Origin of the sequence: Streptomyces sp. CA-181903 (assembly GCF_050937075.1) — a bacterium.
Lineage (GTDB): Bacteria > Actinomycetota > Actinomycetes > Streptomycetales > Streptomycetaceae > Streptomyces.
Window position 1 is genome coordinate 760,430 of record NZ_JBNJLY010000001.1, and the last position, 20,048, is coordinate 780,477.

At 74.8% G+C, this 20,048-nt stretch carries 11 protein-coding genes and 1 pseudogene; 4 read left to right on the top strand and 8 right to left on the bottom strand.

Features of this window, described 5'->3' with window-relative positions; translation table 11 throughout:
- The first annotated feature begins 4 nt into the window (after positions 1–4).
- Genes ACQEVS_RS03235 through ACQEVS_RS03245 form a run of 3 tightly spaced genes read left to right on the top strand, consistent with a single transcriptional unit; the run spans position 5 to position 2,492 of the window.
- Positions 5–1,285: a peptide ligase PGM1-related protein gene (locus ACQEVS_RS03235; RefSeq protein WP_433014898.1), complete on the top strand. Its 1,281-nt coding sequence runs from the start codon at positions 5–7 to the stop codon at positions 1,283–1,285.
- Complete coding sequence (locus ACQEVS_RS03240; RefSeq protein WP_433014901.1) at positions 1,282–2,235, top strand: fatty acid desaturase family protein; 954 nt, start codon at positions 1,282–1,284, stop codon at positions 2,233–2,235. Before ACQEVS_RS03235 ends, ACQEVS_RS03240 begins: the two co-directional genes overlap by 4 nt.
- A 44-nt stretch (positions 2,236–2,279) precedes the next feature.
- Complete coding sequence (locus tag ACQEVS_RS03245; protein WP_185940916.1) at positions 2,280–2,492, top strand: MbtH family protein; 213 nt, start codon at positions 2,280–2,282, stop codon at positions 2,490–2,492.
- Here the strand turns inward: ACQEVS_RS03245 and ACQEVS_RS03250 are convergent.
- Positions 2,426–3,949 carry a BTAD domain-containing putative transcriptional regulator gene (locus ACQEVS_RS03250; protein WP_433014906.1) on the bottom strand — a complete coding sequence of 508 codons (1,524 nt, stop codon included), beginning with the start codon at positions 3,947–3,949 and terminating at the stop codon, positions 2,426–2,428. The two genes, ACQEVS_RS03245 and ACQEVS_RS03250, sit on opposite strands and share 67 nt — an antisense overlap.
- Before the next feature lie 459 nt (positions 3,950–4,408).
- Positions 4,409–4,696, bottom strand: coding sequence for a hypothetical protein (locus tag ACQEVS_RS03255; RefSeq protein WP_433028169.1), 288 nt, complete (start codon positions 4,694–4,696; stop codon positions 4,409–4,411).
- Here ACQEVS_RS03255 and ACQEVS_RS03260 point away from each other — a divergent pair.
- Positions 4,601–5,538 (top strand): annotated as a pseudogene (locus ACQEVS_RS03260) (cation diffusion facilitator family transporter). The gene ACQEVS_RS03255 and the pseudogene ACQEVS_RS03260 overlap by 96 nt on opposite strands.
- A 75-nt stretch (positions 5,539–5,613) precedes the next feature.
- On the opposite strand, the gene ACQEVS_RS03265 reads toward ACQEVS_RS03260, so the two are convergent.
- From ACQEVS_RS03265 to ACQEVS_RS03290, 6 genes are all read right to left on the bottom strand, one after another.
- Positions 5,614–6,777, bottom strand: a complete 1,164-nt coding sequence (locus ACQEVS_RS03265; protein ID WP_433014909.1) for an acyltransferase family protein — start codon at positions 6,775–6,777, stop codon at positions 5,614–5,616.
- Positions 6,778–6,924: 147 nt separating this feature from the next.
- The gene (locus ACQEVS_RS03270; RefSeq protein ID WP_433014912.1) at positions 6,925–7,410 is read right to left on the bottom strand and encodes a hypothetical protein; all 486 of its coding nucleotides are present in this window, start codon (positions 7,408–7,410) and stop codon (positions 6,925–6,927) included.
- A 612-nt stretch (positions 7,411–8,022) separates the two neighbouring features.
- Positions 8,023–9,597, bottom strand: coding sequence for an MFS transporter (locus ACQEVS_RS03275; protein ID WP_433014915.1), 1,575 nt, complete (start codon positions 9,595–9,597; stop codon positions 8,023–8,025).
- Positions 9,598–9,821: 224 nt separating this feature from the next.
- The gene (locus ACQEVS_RS03280; RefSeq protein WP_433027213.1) at positions 9,822–11,312 is read right to left on the bottom strand and encodes an amino acid adenylation domain-containing protein; all 1,491 of its coding nucleotides are present in this window, start codon (positions 11,310–11,312) and stop codon (positions 9,822–9,824) included.
- A 2-nt stretch (positions 11,313–11,314) separates the two neighbouring features.
- Positions 11,315–17,047, bottom strand: coding sequence for an amino acid adenylation domain-containing protein (locus ACQEVS_RS03285; RefSeq protein WP_433014918.1), 5,733 nt, complete (start codon positions 17,045–17,047; stop codon positions 11,315–11,317).
- Positions 17,044–20,034 (bottom strand): thioester reductase domain-containing protein, encoded by a 2,991-nt coding sequence (locus tag ACQEVS_RS03290; protein WP_433014921.1) that lies wholly within the window; start codon positions 20,032–20,034, stop codon positions 17,044–17,046. Before ACQEVS_RS03290 ends, ACQEVS_RS03285 begins: the two co-directional genes overlap by 4 nt.
- Positions 20,035–20,048: the final 14 nt, after the last annotated feature.

Here is a 20,048-nt window from a genome sequence, read left to right on the forward strand (position 1 = left end):
GGCCGTGCCGAGGATCGTGCTGCTCAACGTCGGGACCGCGGCCCCGCGCGCCGTCCACCGCCAGCTGTGGCTGCTCCGCGAGGGCGACGTCGTGGTCGTCCCCTTCGTGCCGGACGAGGACTTCCTCCGGTACGTCTGCGGCGAACTCGGCGCCGACCGGGCCGCGATACGTTTCGTGTCCGCCGGGGAGAACCTGACGGACGAGGCCCTGACCGCGCCCGCGCTGATCCGCGAGGTCCGCGCGCTGCTCGCGGACCACGACGCCTGGGAGCTGCTGCCCGCCCACCACACCGAGGGCGTCGCCGCCTTCGCGGACCTCTGCGGCCTGCCGCCCGACACCGGGCTGCGGTTCGCGGCGCAGCGCGGTCCGGTGCTGCTCAACCGCAAGTCGCACTTCCGGCAGCTGGCCGTGGGCGCGGACGTCCCGGTGCCGGAGGGCACCGTCGTCACCGGGCCCGCCGCCCTGGCGGCCGCCGTCGAGCGGTACCTGCCGCGCACCGGCACGGTGGTGGTGAAGCGGGACGACGACCTGGGCGGGCAGGGGAACGTGGCCCTCACCCTCAAGGAGGCCCGGCCGCTCCCCGGCACCCGCGCGACCCTCGCCGCCCACGCGCCCGAGGCCGCCGCGGACGTCCTGTGGGCGGAGCTGACGGACCGGCAGAACCCGGTGCTCGCCGTCGAGTCGTACCACCGGTCCACGCACAGCTTCTACGCCGAGTATGTGATCGGCCCGGCCGGGGAGGTCACGTTCCTCGACAGCGGGACGATCCGGCGGCGCGCCGACACCGACCCGGCCGCCCCGGAACTGGTCTGGGTGGGCCTGGAGTTGCCCGCCGAGCTGCCGGCGGGTGCCGGCGCCCGGGCCCTGACCGCGTCGGCCCGGATGGTCGCGCTCGCGGCGGCGATCGGCTACCGCGGGCACATCAACGTGGACGGCATCGTCACCGACACCGGCGAGGTCCTCTTCAACGAGGCCAACGCCCGCTGGGGCGGCAGCCTCGCGCTGCACGCCGCCGGGGAACGGCTGCTGGGCCCGGCCTATCTGGACACGCACGTGCTGTCCGGGCTGCGGGACGTGCCCGCGCTGCCGCTGCCGGTCGCCCTGGACGTCCTCCGGCGGCACGGGCTCGCCTTCTCGCCGGAGACCGGGGAGGGGACGGTCGTCCTGGGCTACGACCCGTCCGGGGAGCGGCCGTTGGAGTGCGTGGTCCTCGCGCCCACGCGGGAGCGGGCGCGTGCCGTCGAGGTGACGGTCCGTGACGCGGTCGGGGAGGTACGGCCGTGAGCGACGCGCAGGGCGTACGGCAGGAGACCGGCGACCGGCCGTACCGCCAGGGGCTGGACAAGGCCCTGCTGATGAACCTGGCCCGGGCCGACCGGAGGCGGGTCGCCGCGCGCACGGCGGTGCTCGCCGTCGTCTACGCGGCCACGGTGACCGTGGCGCTGCGGCCGGGCGTCGGCTGGTGGGCGCTGTTGGGCTCCGCGTTCCTCGGCTTCGTCCTCGCCGGCTTCATCAACGCCGCCCACGACTGCGTCCACGGCACCCACCTGGGATCGAGGAAGGCCAACCGGGTCGCGGGCGCGGCCTGGTCGACGCCGATCCTCCTCAACTACACCATCTACCGCCACCAGCACCTCGTCCACCACCGCTACACGGGGGTGGAGGGCGACAGCGAGCCCGCGGAGCACTACGCGACGCTGCGCGCCTACCTCTACAACCTGTCCGGGCTGCCGTTCTGGCCGGGCTTCCCCCGCCGGATCGTGAAGACCTGGCGTGGCGACTTCCCGGCGAGCGTCCGGACGGACGACCGCCGACGGGACGCGAAGCGAGACAACTGGGCGATCTTCACCTGGATCGTCCTGATGGCCGTCCTCACGGTCCTCTTCCCGTTCGCGCTGCTGATCGCGTACTGGGTGCCGCTGGCGCTCTCGCTGCCCGCGAGCGTCTTCCTCAGCCTGCCCGAGCACTACGGGCTGTGGGGCATGCCGGAGGTGTCGCGCAACACCCGGACGGTCCGGTCCAACCGCTTCGTCCGCTACTTCATGTGGAACGCCAACTACCACGCGGAGCACCACCATTACCCGGCGGTCTCCTCGCTCAACCTGCACCGGCTGCACCGGTCCATGCCCGTCCCGCACCCGATCCAGGAGAAGTCCTACGTCCGCTTCCACGCGGGCCTGGTGGGGGCGCTGCGCAAGGGGAGGCAGGACTACGGGCGGGCGGCCGGCAGATGAGCGCCCTTTCCCCACTCACCCCCACGACGACCGGGAGGTCACCGATGAGCAACCCGTTCGAGGACGAGACCGGGACGTACCGCGTCCTCGTCAACGACGAGAACCAGCACTCCCTCTGGCCGGACTTCGCCGAGGTGCCCGCCGGGTGGGCCGTGGCGCACGGCCCGGCCCCCCACGGCGAGTGCGTCGACTACGTCGAGCGCCACTGGACGGACATGCGTCCGGCGTCGCTGTCCCGACGGGCGTCCGCCGCATGAGCTCCGGCGGCTACGGCGCGCGGGCACACGCCGTGGGACGGGTGTCCGCCGCGCGCCGGCGGCCGGCCGAGGCGGAGCTCCACGGGTCCGGGGCCCGCGCCGGTGCGCAGTTCCCGTTCGACGTCGCGGACGCTGCGGCGCGGGTCGGCCAGCAGCCGGGCCGCCGCGGCCCGCAGCGCCGCCGGCCGGTACTCGCAGGTGGAGACCAGCCGTGCGGACGGTTCGGCCTCGTGCCGCAGCCGCTCGTGGCCCACGACCGCGCCCAGCAGCTGGAGCGCGTCGGCCAGGGTGAGCCCGTCCAGCACGAACGCCCGTTCCGCCGAGGCGAGTTCATCGGTCGGACGGTGCCCCACCAGCAGGGCCGCGCTGCCGGGTGACACCGGGAGCAGCGGCTCCGGCCGGGTGCCGGGCACGGCGTCGTCCAGGACGAGCAGCAGCCGTCGGCCGTCCGTCATCCGCCGCCACAGCGCGGCGCGTTCGGACACCGGTCCGGGGATGGCGGCGGCCGGGACGCCGAGGGCCGTCAGCAGTTCCCCCCGCACGTCCTCCGGCGGACGCGGTGTGCCGTCGGGCGCGGCAAGGCGCGCGTAGAGCCGGCCGTCGGGGAAGCGCGACCGCAGGTCGCGGGCCACGCGGAGGGCCAAGGCGGTCTTGCCGATCCCGGCCGGACCGGTCAGAGACATGACAACCGGTGGGCCGGGGGCCGTCAGCCGTTCGGCGAGGGCGGCCAGTTCGGCGGTCCGGCCCACGAAGTCCGCGGGCGGCGCCGGAGGTTCCCCGCTCCGGCCCGCCGTCCCGGAGCGCTCCGCCGGGGGAACGGCGGGCGCGGCCGGGGCCGGTGGTTCCAGGGCCAGGATCCCGCGGTGCAGCTCGCGCAGGCCGGGGCCGGGCTCCAGGCCGAGTTCGGTGTGCAGGAGACGGCGGGCGTCCTGGTAGGCCGCCAGGGCGTCGGCCCGGCGGCCGAGGCCGGCGAGCGCCCGGATCCGGAGCTCCCACAGCTTCTCCCACAACGGCCGTCCGGCGAGCTCCGCTTCAAGCATCGCCACGGCTTCGGCGTACCGGCCGAGTCCGATCTGGACGGCGGCCAGCTCCTCGGTGGCCGCGGACCGCAGCTGCTCCCAGCGCTCCCGTTCGGCGGTGAAGTACGGGGTGTCCGCGTCCCCGAAGGGGGTGCCGCGCCACAGCGCGAGGGCGTCCCGGAGGTGTCCGAGGGCGGTGCCGGGGTCCGTCCGGTCCCGGGCCTCGCGCCCCCGCGCCAGGAGGTCCCGGAAGAGTTCGGTGTCGAGCGTCGCGCCGCCGGCGGTGAGCAGGTAACCGCCGCCCTGCTTCCGGATCTCCGGGGCGTCGCCGGCGAGGTCGCCGAGGAGCCGGCGCAGCCGGTATACGTAGGTGCGTACGGTGGTGTCGGCGGACCGGGGGCGGAGTCGCCCCACAGTGCGCGGACGGCGTGCTCGCACGGGACCGGTTGGTCACGGCGTAACAGGAGGATCGCGAGCAGGGCGCGCTGCTGCGGGGAGCCGAGGTCGATCTCGGCCGTCCCCGACCACGCGCGGACCGGGCCCAGCAGGGAGAACCGGGGGGCCGTGGCCGCGGTGGCGGCGGGCGCGTCCGGTGCCGGCCAACGTCCTGGGGAGGTGTTCTCGGGCGTCACGCGCACAGAGTCGACGGCTCCGCTTGCAGTTCGTTTGACGACTCGCTTGCGCCGCCCCGCGCCCCCTCCGCGCCGCGATCTGTCCGGATACCGCCGCCCCGGCGCCCGTTCCTGGCGTTCTCCGCCCCCATCCGGTGTTTTCCGGCCATCGTCAGGGCCGCCCGTGCCGGAATGCCGACGAAAGAAATCGGGAAATTACCGCACCGGGGCACGCTTTTGATAACCGTCTCCATTGCAGCCTTTGAAATCGTGGAAACAATGCGCTTCACTTTCCCTGCCCAGCCCGGAACGAGGGGGTTTCATGCAGCAGGCGCACCGGCATGCCGGCGACACGACGGCGGACGGGGAGGGTCACCGGCACGATTCCCATGACGGCCACGCCCACGATCATGGACACGGACACGGCCACGGGCATCACCACGGCCACGGTCACGGTCACGGCGGGCACAGCCACGGGGTGGCCGCCGACGCGGACCGCCGCTGGCTGAGCATCGCGCTCGGGCTGATCCTCGCCTATATGGCGGTGGAAGTCGTCGTCGCTTTCCTCGCCCATTCCCTGGCCCTGATTTCCGATGCCGCGCACATGCTGTCGGACGCCGGTTCGATCGTGCTGGCCCTGGTCGCGATGCGACTGGCGGCCCGCCCGGCCAAGGGCGGCTACACCTACGGTCTGAAGCGGGCGGAGATCCTCTCAGCCCAGGGCAACGGGCTGACGCTGCTCCTGCTGTCCGCCTGGCTGGCGTACGAGAGCGTGCGGCGGCTGATCGACCCGCCGGAGGTCGGCGGCGGCATGGTGCTGGCCACGGCCGTGTCGGGAGTGGTGGTGAACATCGCCGCCGCGTGGTGCATGTCGAAGGCCAACCGCTCCTCGCTCAACGTGGAGGGCGCCTTCCAGCACATCATCACCGACCTGTACGGCTTCGTCGCCACGGCGGTGGCCGGCGCCGTGGTCATGCTGACCGGATTCACCCGCGCCGACTCCGTCGCCACCCTGGTCGTCGTGGCCCTGATGCTGCGGTCCGGCGTCTCCCTGGTCCGCGCCTCGGGCCGGATCTTCCTGGAGGCCGCGCCCCCGGCATGGAGCCGGACGAGGTGGGCGCCCGGATGGCGCGTCAGGAGGGTGTGGTGGAGGTCCACGACCTGCACATCTGGGAGATCACGTCGGGCGAGGTGGCGCTCTCGGCGCACGTCCTGGTCGAACCCGGCGGCGACTGCCACACGGTGCGTACCGCCGTCCAGGCCGACCTGCGCGCGGGGTACGGCATCACCCACGCGACGCTGGAGGTCTGCGAGGCCCCCGGCGAGCTGGTGGGCGTCGGCTCCGGCGAGGCGGACGGGCGGCACTGCGAGGACCCGCACGGCACGGTCCACCGGCGCGCGCCCGAGGCACGCTGAGCCCGCCCGGCCACCCCATGAACAGGAACCGCCCCCGCCCCCGTCGGGGGCGGTTCCTCATTTCCCGGGAGTCGCCTACGGCCTGGGCCGTCGCCCCGAACCCAGCAGCCGGGTCAGTGGCCGCTCCACCCCCGTGTACATCGCCCAGGACACCGCCACCGAGGCGGCGAGGAAGGCCACGGCGCAGAGCGCCCGGAAGCCGTCCCCGCCCGTGCGGTCCTCGTCCACCAGCCGGTATCCGTAGGTGAGGACGAGCATGTGGACCATGTAGAAGGCGAACGAGACGTCACCCAGCCACACCGCCGTCCGGCTCCGCAGCGGCGAACGCGACGCCCGGACGTCCGCGCCGGCGCCCGCCAGGACCAGCAGCGCCATCGGGATCACCAGCACGGCCGTGATCGCGTACAGGAACGGCACGTACATCGCCAGCGGGTAGCCCACCGCCAGGGCGGGCAGGGCGTGCCGGAACCGGACGCGGGTGCCGCCCGCCTCCGCCAGCGCCCGGGCGAGCAGCATGCCGAGGACGAACTCCGGCAGGCGGGCCGGCGGGAAGGTGTAGACGGCCCAGTAGCGGTGGAGCGTCGTGGGCAGCCCGTAGAACGAGGGCTCCGCCGAGGTCACCGCGGTGACCAGCGCGGGCAGCAGGATCACCGCGAGGGCCGCGGCGCCTGCACAGGCCCACAGCCGGGCGGCGGGGATCCGCCGGACGAGCGGGATGAGCAGCGGGAAGGCCAGGTAGAAGAACGCCTCGCAGGACAGCGACCAGGACACCCCGTTGACGCTGTCGTAGACGTCGAAGACCGGCCACCAGGACTGGACGAGGAACAGGTTGGGCACGGCCTGACGGGTGGTGACCTGGCCGCCCGCCCAGTCGATCAGCAGCAGGGCGGCGAGCCAGGTGACTACGTGCGTCGGGTAGATCTTCGCCGCGCGGCGCCGCCAGAAGGCGCCCGCCCGGTCGCCCGGCCGCGCCGACCAGGTCAGGACGAACCCGCTGAGCAGGAAGAAGAAGGCGACGCCCGAGCGGGCGAGGATCAGCGCGAAGGTGGCCGCGGAGTTGCCCTCCCAGACGCCGTCGAACCAGAAGGTGAAGTAGGCGTGCGCGGCGAACACCGCGAAGGCCGCGACGAAGCGCAGCCCGGTGAGCGAGGGGAGCCGCACGGGGAGCGGTCGGGCCGGTGCGGGCGCCGCCGGGGCGGGGCCCGTCGATGCGGGTATGGGCTGGGCTGCCGAGGCCACGGCGTCTCCTGAGGGAGAGGGGGCGTCTGAGGGGGAAGGGGCGAAATCGCGCCCGAACGTATCAACGCCGATGGCCGGATGTATGCCAACCGAGGATGGCATTCGGCCCCTGCAACCGGGGTTGCAGGGGCCGGAGTCAGATGGGGTTCACCACCCCATGCCGCGGAGCAGGGCCGCCTCTTCGACCGGGGTCAGCCCGGCCGGCGGCCGGCGTCCGACGGCGCGGCCGAGGCGGTCCTCCAGCACCGCGCGGGCGGTGTCGGCGACCGGCCGGGCGCGCAGCCCGGCGTCGGCGGAAGGCCCGGCGGCCCGGGTGAGGGCGCCGTACAGCTCCCTCGGCGGCCACAGCGGCAGCGAGTGCGGCCCGGTCCACGGCCGGACGCCGGCCTCGGTGAGGACGGGCTCGGGCACCGGGACGGGTTCGGGCTCCCGGCCCACGGCGTCGGCGACCTCCGCCAGCAGGTCCGCCAGGGCGACCGCCGGGCCGACGGCGTCGAACGACCCGGCCGTCCGCCGCTCGGCCGCGTCGACGATCCACGCGGCCAGATCGCGGACGTCCAACAGCTGCGCGGGCAGCGGGAGTCCGGCCTCCCCGACGGCGGGCGGTACGACGGTGGGACCGCCGCGCGCCATCCGCAACGGCCAGTAGCCGAACGGGCCGACGTCGTCCCCGGGCCGGTGAGCAGTCCGGGCCGGACCACGAACGCCCGGTCCCCGGCCGCCTCCCGGACGGCGTCCTCGCAGGCCAGCTTGACGCCGCCGTACCGCGCCTGGGACGGCTCGGGGTCCCGGGCCGGGTCGTAGGCGGCGGTGTCGCCGGGCAGGGCGGGCCGCAGCCGGGCGGTCCGGGCGTCCTGCCCGGGGTGTGGGTGTCGGCGTAGACGCTGATGGAGGAGACGAACGTCCAGTGGGCGGCGGTCACCGCGGCCAGCGCCTCCCGCACCCAGGGCAGGGCGAGGGTGGCGGTCTCGACGGCGGCGTCGAACGGGGTGCCGCGCAGGGCGTCGAGGGCGCCGGGCGTGGCGCGGTCGGCCCGCAGCAGGCGGGCTCCGGCGGGTGGTTCGCCGCCGGTGCCGCGGGCGACGCAGGTGACGTCGTGGCCGCGGGCGACGGCCTCGTGGGCGATGGCGCCGGAGACGAAGCCGGTGCCGCCCAGGACCAGGAGGCGCAGCGGGGAGGTGCGGCCGGACGGGGTCATGCGGGCTCCTGGCGTGGGCGGGACGGGCTTTCGCGGACGGCGCGGGCTCAGGCCGGTTCCGGTTCGGCCTTGCCCGGGGCCTTCTCCGGTTCGGGGGCGCCGGTGAGCAGGTCCTTCTTGCGGACCAGGGTCAGCGCGACGGCCGCGGTGCCCACGCAGATGATCGCGGCCCAGGTCATCACGTTGGCCGCGCCGTCGGACACGGCCGTCTCCAGCGTGCGGCGGACCTGGCCGGTCACCGCGTCGGGGACGTGCTCCAGGGCGCGGGAGATGTCGCCCTGCGCTGCGGCGGAGACGATCTCGTCGTGGTCGGCGCCGGCCAGCACGGCCTCGCCGCCGGCCTTGTCGGAGATGCGGTCGCGGAAGAGGATGCCGAAGATCGCGGCGCCGGCGCCGGCGCCGAACATGAAGAGGCTGTTGATGGCCCCGGACGCCATGCCGGCGCGCTGCTTGGGCACCACGTTGACGGCGAGGGACATCGACGGGCTGCCGGCCAGTCCGCCGCCGACGCCCCAGAGGAGCAGGCCGGGCAGGGTGGCCCAGATGGTGGTGTCGCGGTCGAAGGACCAGGCCATGGCGAGGCCGCCGATCGCGAGGATGCCGAAGCCCGCGGCGATGATGTGCGACGGCGAGTACCTGGCCTGGAGCTTGCCGGCCACCAGTCCCATGCCCAGCTGCGGCGCGAAGATGGCCATCATCAGCAGGCCGTTCTGCAGCGGGCTGAGCCCCCGGGCGCTCTGGAAGTACAGGATGTAGTACACCGAGCCGCCGACGGTGGCGAAGCGGGAGAAGAAGGCGATCAGGGTGGCCGCGACGAAGGTGGGCACCTTGAACAGCGACAGGTCGAGCGTGGGCGCCTTCACCCGCCGTTCCAGGACCAGGAAACCGGCGAGCAGCACCACGCCCACGCCGAGCTGGGCCAGGGTGGCGGCGCTCCCCCAGCCCTGGTCCTCGCCGCGGGTGAGGCCGTAGTTGACGACGGCGAGGGTGAGGACGAGCAGTCCCGCGCCGGTCCAGTCGATGCCGGACAGGGAGGTGCGCGGCGGGTCGGCGGGCAGCCGGGTGCGGCAGAGGAACAGGGCTATCGCCCCGATGGGCACGTTGATCAGGAACAGGTAGCGCCACTGGGTGAGGTCGACCAGCAGGCCGCCGATGACGGGCGCGACCGCGCCGCAGGCGCCGAGGGTGGTGCCCCAGACGGCGATGGCCATGTTGCGGGCCTGGCCCTCGTAGACCTGGGCGATCAGCGGCATCGCGTTGGCGAGGACGAAGGCCGCGCCGATGCCCTGCACGCCGCGGGCCAGGTCGAGCGTCAGCGCGTTGGGGGCGACGCCGCAGGCGAGGGACGAGAGGGTGAACAGGGCGATGCCGCTCATGAACATCGCCCGGCGGCCCAGCCGGTCGGACAGCGAACCGGCCGCCTGCTGGAAGGCGCCGAACGTGACCGTGTAGCCGATGATGATCCACTGCAGCGCGGCCAGTGAACCGCCGAGGTCCGACTGGATCGAGGGCAGCGCCACGGAAACGATAGTGATATCGATGACCAATAGCGCCGAGGCGACGACGGTGATGATGAGCACGATGCGGGCCTGCCGGCCCACCGCGGTATCCGTGGCGCTCACTAAAGCCTCTCCGTTGGGTTGCTGCGGCGGCCGGCGGGCCATGGGCGGTGCATTGACAATCGTTTCCGAATTCATTTCCGGCGTACCGCCGCCTCATCGAGTAAGGGTCACCTTACCGCGCATGGTGGCCGCGAGTTTAGCACTCGATTTCCGGCTATTCCGATGTCGGCCGAGAATTTCGGCCGCCACCGGTTCCGGGGGAATTCCCGCCGTCCGACGGCACGTCAGCCGGGCGGCTCGGGGAGGGCGTTGAGGTCGATTTTGCCGGTGACGGTGAGCGGCAGGGCGGCCATCGGGACGAACACGGCCGGGACCATGTAGGACGGCAGCCGGCCCCCCAGGTGCTTCCTGAGCACGACGGGGTCCGGGGCGCCGTCGCACTCGACGTACGCGACCAGCCCGGCCGTGTCGGCGGCGGTGCCCCGGGCGACGACGGCGGCCCGGCGGACCTCCGGCCGCTCCAGCAGGACGCCCTCGATCTCCCCCGGCTCGATCCGCAGCCCGCGCACCTTCACCTGCTGGTCCGCCCGGCCCAGATAGTCGAGTTCGCCGGAGGGCAGCCGCCGGGCCAGGTCGCCGGTCCGGTACATCCGGGCACCGGGCACCCCGGAGAACGGGTCCGGGAGGAACCGTTCGGCCGTGAGCCCCGGCCGGCCCGGGTAGCCGCGGGCCAGACCGGCCCCACCGAGGAAGAGTTCCCCGGCCTCGCCGTCCGGCACCGGCCGCCCGGCGGCGTCCAGGACGTACGCGGTCGTCCCCGTCACCGGCCGGCCGATCAGCGGCTTGGCGCAGCAGCGGGGCACCCGGCTCCACGTGGAGTACGTGGTGTCCTCGGTCGGGCCGTAGAGGTTGTGGACGCGCTCCACGGTCCCGGTGCCGTACAGCTTCTGCGCCAGGGTGGCCGGAAGGGCCTCCCCCGCCAGATTGACCGTCAGCACCGAGGCCGGCAGCGGCTCGGAGGCCAGCAGGTCGAGGAGGAGGCTGGGGACGGTGTTGACGAGGGTGACGGGACGCCGGGCGGCGGCCACCGGCAGGTGGAACACGGTCTCCGCCAGGACGACCGTGCCGCCGCAGGCGAGTGGGGCGAACAGCTCGAAGACCGACAGGTCGAAGCAGAGCGAGGTGGAAGCCAGGGTGTACCGCAGCTCCCGGGGGGTGAACTCGGTCAGCGCCCAGTCCACGAAGGCCGCCGCGCTGCGGTGTTCGACGGCCACGCCCTTCGGCCGGCCCGTGGAGCCGGAGGTGTAGAGGACGTAGGCGAGGTTCCCGGCGTCGGGGCCGGTGGCGGGGGCCGGGCCGGCGGTGGCGATGCGGGACCAGTCGCGGTCCAGCGACACCACCGTGCCGGGGCCGCCCTCCAGCCGGCCGCGGTACGCGTCCTCGGTGACGACCAGCCGCGCGCCGCTGTCCCGCAGCATGAACTCCATGCGGTCCACGGGGAACGCCGGGTCGAGCGGCACGTACGCCGCCCCGGCCTTGAGCACGCCGAGCACGGCGACCACGAGCCAGGGGGTGCGGCCCAGGCAGACGCCGACGGGCGTCTCGGGTCCGGCGCCGAGCCGCCGCAGGTGGGCGGCGAGCGCCTCGGCGGACTCCTCCAGCTCCCGGTACGTCAGCCGCTCCCGGCCGGCCGTCACCGCCTCGGCGTCCGGGGTCGCCGCGGCCTGGCGGGCGACGCGTTCGTGCACCAGCGGCGGCATGTGACGCTGCGTCATCTTCACGCTCTCGCACCGTCCTTCACGGCGTGCCGGCGGGCGGACAGCTCGCGGGCGACCTCCTCCGGGGTCATCCGGGAGACGCGCAGATGGATCCCGGCGACCGCCTCCGAGCGGCCGGGGACGTCCTCCCCCGCCGTGATCGCCTCGGCGAGCCCGGCGACCGTCGGCGACAGGAACAGCGTCCGAAGCGAGATCCCGTCGGAGGTGAACACCTGCCGGAGCCGGGTGACGATGCGGGTGGCGAGCACCGAATCGCCGCCCAGGGAGAAGAAGTTCTCGTGCTCGCCGACGGCCGGGCGGTCCAGCACCTCGGCCCACACGCCGGCGCAGATCTCCGCCACCGCGGAGCGCGGCGCGTCCGGGGAGCCGGTGGGTTCGGCGGCGGGTTCGGGCAGGGCCGCCCGGTCCACCTTGCCGTTGGCGTTGAGCGGCAGCGCGCCGAGGACGGCGAACGCGGACGGCACCATGTGGCCGGGCAGTACGCCGCGCAGGTGCGCGCGCAGCCGGTCGGGCAGCCCGTCCGGGTCCGTGCCGGCGGCCGGTACGACGTACCCGGTCAGGCCCCGGTGACCGGGCCCGGCGGCCGCCCGGCGCCCGGTGACCACGGCGGCGGTCACGTCCGGGTGTGCCAGGAGCGCCGCCTCCACCTCGCCGGGCTCGATCCGGTGGCCGCCCACCTGGATCTGGAAGTCGGCGCGGCCGACGAACTCGATCGTGCCGTCCGGCAGGAAGCGCCCCAAGTCACCGGTGCGGTAGAGGCGTTCGCCGGACTCCGGGTGGGTGACGAAGGAGGCGGCGGTGCGCTCGGGATCGTCCCAGTAGCCGCGCGCGAGGCCGACACCGGCGACGTACATCTCGCCCGTCGCCCAGACCGGCCGGTCGCGCAGCCGCTCGTCGAGGATCCGGTAGCGGGTGTTGGCGATCGGCGTGCCGTACGGGACGGTGCGCCGGCCCAAGTCCAGCCGGCGGACGCGGTGCCGGATGTTCCACAGGGTGGTCTCGGTGGGGCCGCCGACGCTCACCACCTCGACGCCCGCCTCCTCGGTGAGCCGGCGGACGGCGGGCACGGACAGCCAGTCGCCGCCCAGGAAGGCCAGCCGCAGCGGCTCCAGCACCCCGAGGTCGGGGCCCAGGTGCTCCAGCAGCATCTCCATCATCGCGGGGACGGAGTTCCAGAGGGTGATCCGGTGGTCGGCCAGCAGCCGCGCCCAGTGCGCGGCCTCGCGGCGCTGCGCGGCCTCCGGCAGCACCAGCGTCCCGCCCGCGCCAAGCACGCCGAACACGTCGAAGACGGACATGTCGTGGTGGAGCGCGGTCAGCGCGAGGACCCGGTCACCGGGCCCGACGCCGAACTCCTCGACGGTCTCCCGCAGGGCGTTGACGACGCCGCGGTGCTCGGTCATCACCCCCTTCGGGCGGCCGGAGGACCCGGAGGTGAACAGCACGTACGCGAGGTCGGCCGGGGTCGCGGCGGGCGCGGGCGGCTCGTCCGTGTCGGGTACGTCCGCGGGGAGCGGCTCGTCGAGGCAGAGGATCTCCCGCTCGCCCGCGGCCCGTTCGGCCAGGCCGCGCCGGGTGAGGACGAGGCCGGCGCCGCACCGGTCGAGCAGGGCGCGCGTCCGTTCGGCCGGGGCGTCCGGGTCCACGGGCAGGTAGGGGGCGCCCGCGTAGAGGGCGGCGTAGGCGGCGACGATCTGCGCCCACCCCTTGTCGAGGACGATGCCGACGGGCCGGCCGGGGGCCGCGCCCCGGGCGCGCAGCCAGTGGGCGGCGCGGGCGGCCTCGCGGTGCAGCTCGGCGTAGGTGAGGGTGCGGTCGGCGGCGATGACGGCCGGGGCGTCGGGGCGCAGGGCCGCCTGCTCGCGGAAGGCGTCGTGGACGAGGCGGTCGGGCAGCTCGCGGGTGCCGCCGTCGCCGAGACCTGCCGCCGACAGCCGGGTGGGCGACGGCAGGGGGTCCGGCGCGGTCCAGGCGCTGTCGCCGTCGGCGTCGGCCAGCCGCTCCAGCAGCCCGCCGAGCCCGGCGAACACCTCGTCGACCAGCGCGGGGTCGAACAGGGCTTCCTGGACGTCCCAGTTGACGACGAGGTCGCCGTCCTGCACCTCGGTGAGCAGGTCCATCCAGACCTGCGGGGTCTGGGTGATGCCGCCGACCTGCCGGAGCAGCCCGCCCAGCAGTCCGGCGGTGCCGCCGGCCAGCGGCACGGCGCTGGTGAACACCATCGGCATCAGGGCGCCGTCGAACCCGCCGCGCTGCCGCATGAGTTCGCGCAGCAGGTGGACACCGCTGACGTAGGAGTGACTGAGGTCGCTCCACAGCCGCTCCTGCATCCGGCGGGCGCGCACGGCGAAGCCGTCGCCGCCTCCGGTGTCCACCTCGACGAGGGCGAAGGACGCGAACTCGCCCACGGTGGCGTCCACTTCGGGGTGGACCGAGAGCCGGTTGAGGTTGGTGACGTTGAGGGTGAAGCGGGGCTCCTGGGCCCAGGGGGCCAGGGCCTCGGCGTAGGCGGCGAGCAGCAGCCCGGCCGGTGTCAGGCCGGCCTCGCCGGCGCGCGCGACCAGCCGGTCCCAGCGTTCGGCGGGGATCCGTACCGAACGGCGGACGAACCGGGGTTCGGTCACCGACTCGGGGCTGCGGAGCATGGGCAGGCGCGGGGCGGGCGGCAGCGTCCGGAGCCGCTCCTCCCAGTAGGCGGCCGACCGCCGGTGCTGTTCGGTCCGGTCGAGGCCGGCGGTGGCCAGGACGTAGTCCCGGTAGGTCATGGGCGGCGGGGCGAGCTCCGCGCCCGGGTCGGCGTAGGCGCGCGACAGGTCGTCGAAGAGGACGCGGATGCTGGCGAAGTCGCAGCACAGGGCGTCGACGCTGATGTGCACCCGGTAGCGGTCGGCGGGCAGCTCGGCCACCACGACGTCGAAGAGCGGCCAGGTGTCGACCGGCCGGACCTCGTGCGAGTAGCGCTCCCGGATCGCGTCCAGCCCGTCCCGTACGCCGTCCTCGTCGGCGGCGCGGAGGTCCACCACCGGCATCTCGTACGGCGGTACGGACTCCAGGACGCGCTGTTCCATGGTGTCGGGCAGGACGACGGCCCGCAGCATGGGGTGGCGGTCGACGACCCGCCGCCAGGCCCGCTCGAACCGCTCGCGGTCCAGGCCCTCGCCCTCGAACTCCAGGTACATGTGGGCCGAGACGTTGCCGGAGGACAGGGCGCCGGTGCGGCCGACGCAGTACGCCTGCTGCTGGTCGGTGAGGCGGAACGGCTCGTGCGCGGCGGCGGGTTCGGGGCGGACGGGGGGAAGTCCGGTGTGCGCGGCGTCGCCGCCCCGCTCCCCCTCGACTGCCCGGGCCAGTTCGGCGACCGTGCGGTGGCGGAAGATGCTGTGCGGGTCGGCGTCGATCCCGAGCCGCTCGCGCAGCCGGTTCATCACCCGGATGCCGAGCAGTGAGTTGCCGCCCAGTTCGAAGAAGGTGTCGTGCACGCCGACCCGGTCGACGCCGAGGATCTCCGACCACAGGTCGGCGAGCTGGGACTCCAGCGGGGTGCGCGGGGCGTCGGTGCCGGCCGGCGGCCGCTCGCCGGGCGCGGGCAGCGCCGCCCGGTCCACCTTGCCGTGGGCCGTCAGCGGCAGCGTCTCCAGCACGGTGAGGTGGGCGGGGCACAGGTAGGACGGCAGCCGTTCGGCGAGGTGGGCGCGGAGCGCGTCGGGCTCGGGGCGGGCCGCGCCGGCGGGGGTGACGTATCCGGCGAGCGCCCGGTGGCCGGGCTCGCCGTCGAGCCGGGGCAGGGCCACGACGACAGCCGCGTCGACCGCCGGGTGGGTGCGCAACGCGGTCTCGATCTCGCCGAGTTCGATGCGGTGGCCGTCCACCTTCACCTGGAAGTCCTCCCGGCCCAGGAACTCGACGTTCCCGTCCGGCAGGAAGCGGCCCAGGTCGCCGGTGCGGTAGAGGCGTTCGCCGGTGTCGGGGTGGGTGAGGAAGGCGGCGGCGGTGCGCTCGGGGTCGCGCCAGTAGCCGAGGGCCACGCCGGTGCCGCCGATGTACAGGTCACCCGGGACGCCGACGGGCCGGGGCCGGAGCGCCGCGTCGAGGACGTGCACGGTCTGGTTGGTGAGCGGCTTGCCGTACGGGATGCTGGTCCAGGCCGGGTCGACGGTCTCCACGTCGTAGGTGGTGGACAGCACGGACGCCTCGGTGTTGCCGCCGAGGCCGACGAAGCGGACATCGGGGGCGACGTCCCGGGCGCGGGCGGGCAGAGAGAGCGGGATCCAGTCGCCGCCGAGGATGAGCAGCCGCAGCGAGTCGGCCCATGGCTCGTCGTCCTGCTCGACCTGTTCGCAGAACAGCTCGAACAGGGCCGGCGCCCCCATCCAGGTGGTGACGCGCTCCCGGCGGACGAGGTCCAGCCAGTGGGCGGGGTTCCGCTCGGCGCCCGGGTCGGGCAGAACGAGGGCGGCGCCCGCGCAGAGCGCGCCGAACATGTCCCAGACGGACAGGTCGAAGCTCATGGCGGACAGCCCGATGAAGCGGTCCTCGCAGGTCACGCCGTAGCGGTCGTTGACGTCGAGGACGGTGTTGAGCGCGCCGCGGTGCGGCACCATCACGCCCTTGGGGCGGCCGGTGGAGCCGGAGGTGAACAGCACGTACGCCGGGTCGGCAGGGGTCTGGGCGGGTTCCAGCGGGCCGTCGTCGACGCCGTCCCACGCGGAGTCGTCGTCGACGGCGAGCACGGTGACGCCGGCGGGCCACTCCCAGCGGCCGGCCACCGACCGCTGGGTGAGGACGATCCGTGCCTCGGTCGTCTCCAGGACGTACGCGCGGCGCTCGGCCGGGAGGGCGGGGTCGAGCGGCACCCAGGCGGCTCCGGACTCCAGGACGCCGAGGATGCCCACGGGCTGCTCCCAGCCCTTCTCCATGCAGACGGCCACCAACCCGCCAGGCAGCGCGCCGAGTTCGCGAAGCCGGCGGCCGATGCGCCGGGTGCGGGACGCCAGTTCGGCGTAGGCCAGCCGGCGGCCGCCCGCGACGACGGCCGTACGGTCGGGGTGGCGGGCGGCGGCGCGGGCCACGGCCTCGTGCAGCAGGCCCTCGGGGACGGGCGCGGCCGTCGCGTTGACCTCGGCGCGGGCGCGTTCCTGGGCGGCGGGCAGCCGGACCGGGGAGCCGGGCACAGTCCAGGCGTCCGCGTCCTCCTCCAGCACGGCGAGCAGCGCGGACCAGGAGTGGGCCATGTCCTCCGCCATGCCGGCGGGCAGGGCGCCGGAGGCGGCCTCCCAGACGGCGGTCACGCCGTCGTCGGCGGCCGGCCGGATCCGCAGGGCGAGGACGGGCGCCGTTTCCGGGTGGTGCGCGGCCGGGCCGTCGGATTCGTCGGCGAACTCGACGGCGGGTGAGGGCGTTTGAGTGGCTTCCGGGGCGGAGTCGCAGCGCCGGGCCCGGTCGAGGAAGGTGCCTTCGGGGGCGGCGTCGACGGTGACGGCCCTGCGCCCGCCGGCGTCCCGCCACCACAGGGTGAATCGCGGCTCCTTGGACCACAGCGCCAGAACCTCGGTGAACGCGGCGCCGAGCAGGACGGCCAGGGGGATCCCGTGCGCGTCGGCGCGCTCGGCCAGGCGCCGCCGGCGGGGTCCGTCCAGCGTGAGGTGGACGGCCTCGGGGGCGCCGGCGGACCCGCCCGGCAGGAGGGGGAGCCGCGGGCCCGCCACCGTGACCTCGGCGTTCTCGGCGCTCATATGACGATCTCCGATCCGGTGGTGCGGGAGCCGGCGGGCGACGGCAGCGGGCCCCCGGCGGCGAGGTGGTCGAGGTAGCGGTCGAGCAGCGGCCCGTCCACGGGCGGGCAGGGGACCGCGCCGGCGAGCGCCCGGAGCGTGCCGGTGACGTCCAGGCGGAGGCTGCCGAAACCGGGCATGCCCTGGGACGCCCCGGCCAGGGCGGCCACCGAGGCGACGGACTCGTCGCCGTCGGCACCCGCGTCCAGGACGTCGGCCGTGACCGCGCGCGACCACTCCTCGGGGTCGGTCTCCGTCAGCGGGTGGCCGGCCGCGCGCAGCCGTTCGACGACGTCGGCGAACCGGGTGCGGACCGGGTGGGCGAGGTGGTAGGTGCCGCCCAACGCCTGCGGTTTCGCGGCGAGTTCGACAAGGGCGCCGGCCGCGTAGTCGACGGGGACGAGGTCGAAGTCGGCGTCCGGCCCGTAGGCGGGGACGGCGCCGAGCCGGACGCAGGCGCCGAGGAACCGGCCGAAGGCGAAGTCGGGGTCGCCGACGCCGGTCGCCGAGTCGCCGCCGAGCCGGCCGGGCCGGTAGACGGAGACGGGCACGCCGCGCTCGCGGGCCGCGTCGACGAGTTCCTCGGCGGCCCAGCGGGTGCGGACGTAGCCGGAGGGCAGGACGCGGTCGGCCGGTACGCGGCCGTCCGGGGCGAGCGTGCCCGGCTCGGCGTCGCGGTCGAAGAGGACGCCCGGGGACGAGACGTAGTGCACGGCCTTGACCCGCTCGCGGGCCGCCAGCCGCAGCACCTCGGTGGTGCCGCCGACGTTGGCCGCCCGCAACTCGGCGTACGGCAGCGCCAGGTTGGCGTCGCAGCCGGCGTGGTGGATGACGTCGACGGTGGCGGCGAGCCGGGCGAAGGCGATCGGCGACAGGCCGAGACGGGGTTCGCGGAGGCTGCCGGGGAGGGTCACGATCCGTTCCCACGGCACGGTGACGCCGTACCGGTCCAGGGCGCGTTCCAGGGCGTCGGCGGCCTCGGCCGGGTCGTCGGCCTCGACGAGGCAGTGGACGCGGGCGGTGGTGCGGTCCAGCAGCCTGGCGAGCAGGTGGGCGCCGAGGAAGCCCGTCGCGCCGGTGAGCAGGACGTGCTCGGGGTCGGCCGTGCGGCGGGCGTCGTGCGGGGCGCTGTCCGCGCACGTGACATCCGGGTCGAGGACGGCGTCGGCGATCAGCGCGGCGGTGTCCCGGGAGTCCGTCGCGGGCTCGGGGGCGGCGCCGCGGGCCCGGTCGAAGACGGCGGCCAGCGCCGAGACCGTACGGGCCTCGAAGAAGACCTGCACCGGCAGGTCCACGCCCAGCCGTTCGCGCAGCCGCAGCAGCACTCGGACGGCGCGCAGGGAGTGCCCGCCGGCCTCGAAGAAGTCCTCGTCCGGGTCGATCTCGCGGAGGCCCAGGACCTCCCGCCAGACGGCGGCCACCTCGCGTTCGGTGGGGGTGAGGTCCGACGGTTCGCCGGACGCCGCCTCCGTCACGGCCGCGGGCTCCGGCTGGGGTACGGCGGCGGGGGCCGGGGCGGCGGGGAGCGGCAGCGCGGAGACCGGGCGGCGCGGGTCGGCCAGGACCGCGGCGAACAGGGCCTCCAGTTCGTCCGTGAACCGGTCCACGGACGCCGGGTCGAACAGGTCGGCGCTGGCCCGGACGCCACCCTCGACGCGCCCGTCCGTCTCCCAGTAGTGCAGCACGAGGTCGAACTCGGAGGTGTCCAGGCCGAAGTCGAAGGCGCCCACCTCCAGGTCGCCCATCCGCGCCTCACCGGCCACGTTCTCCTCCACGACGGCCGCCTGGAACAGCGGGTTGTCGCCGTGGTTGCGGCCCGGTCGGAGCTCGGCCGCCAGCACCTCGATGGGGGTGTCGCGGTGCGCGTACGCCTCCAGGCACATCTTCCGCACCCGGTCCAGGACACCGGTGAACGAGGGGTCGCCGGACAGGTCGGCGCGCAGGGCCAGGGTGTTGGCGAAGAAGCCGACGAGGTTCTCGGTCTCGGGCAGGTCGCGGCCGTGCACGACGGACCCGGTGACGATGTCGGTGCCCCCGGTGCGCCGGTGCATCAGTGTCTTGAAGCCGGCCAGCAGGACCATGAACAGCGTCGCCTGGTGCTCGCGGGCGAGGGCGCGGAGTCCGTCGGACACCTCGGCGGAGAGGCGGAACGCCCGGCTGACGGCCTGGAGGCTGGTGGCGCCGCGGCGCGGCCGGTCGGCGAGCCGGTCCAGGTTCGGCAGCGGCTCGCGGAGGACGTCCCGCCAGTGGGCGAGCCGCCGCTCCAGCTCCGCGCCGCGCAGCAGGCCGCGCTGCCATTCGGCGAAGTCGCCGTAGGTGACGGTCAGTTCGGGAAGCCGCGGGAAGGGGCGGCCGGTGGTGGCGGCCTCGTAGCAGGCGTAGAGCTCGCGGAAGAGGATGCCCATGGACATGCCGTCGCCGACGAGGTGGTGCATCGTCACCATGAGGACGTGCTCGTCGGACCCCAGCGGCGTGAGGTCGAAGCGGATCAGCGGGCCGCGGGTCAGGTCGAACGGCCGCTGGGACACCTCCCGCAGCCGTTCCGCCACGTCCTCGCCGGGCACCGGCCGCGCACCCTCGGCGAGGACGAGCGGCTGCCGGGCCGGGAAGAGCTGCCGCGGTTCGCCGTCATGGACATCGAAGACGGTGCGCAGGGCCTCGTGCCGGTCGAGCAGGTGCGCCAGGGAGCGGCGCAGGGCGTCCCGGTCGAGGGGGCCGCGCAGCCGGATGGCCTCGACCATGTTGTGGTAGGGGTTGCCGGGGTGCAACTGGGCGAGGAACCACAGGCGTTCCTGGGCGAACGACAGCACGGCGGCGTCCGGCCGGGCGCGCCGGGGGACGGTGGGGCCTGCCGTCCGGCCGCCGCCGGCCAGCCACTTCTCCAGCAGGCGCTGCTTGGTCGCGGACAGCTTCGCCGCGTCGTCGGCGAGGGGGCCGGATGGGGCCATGTGAGCTTCAACCT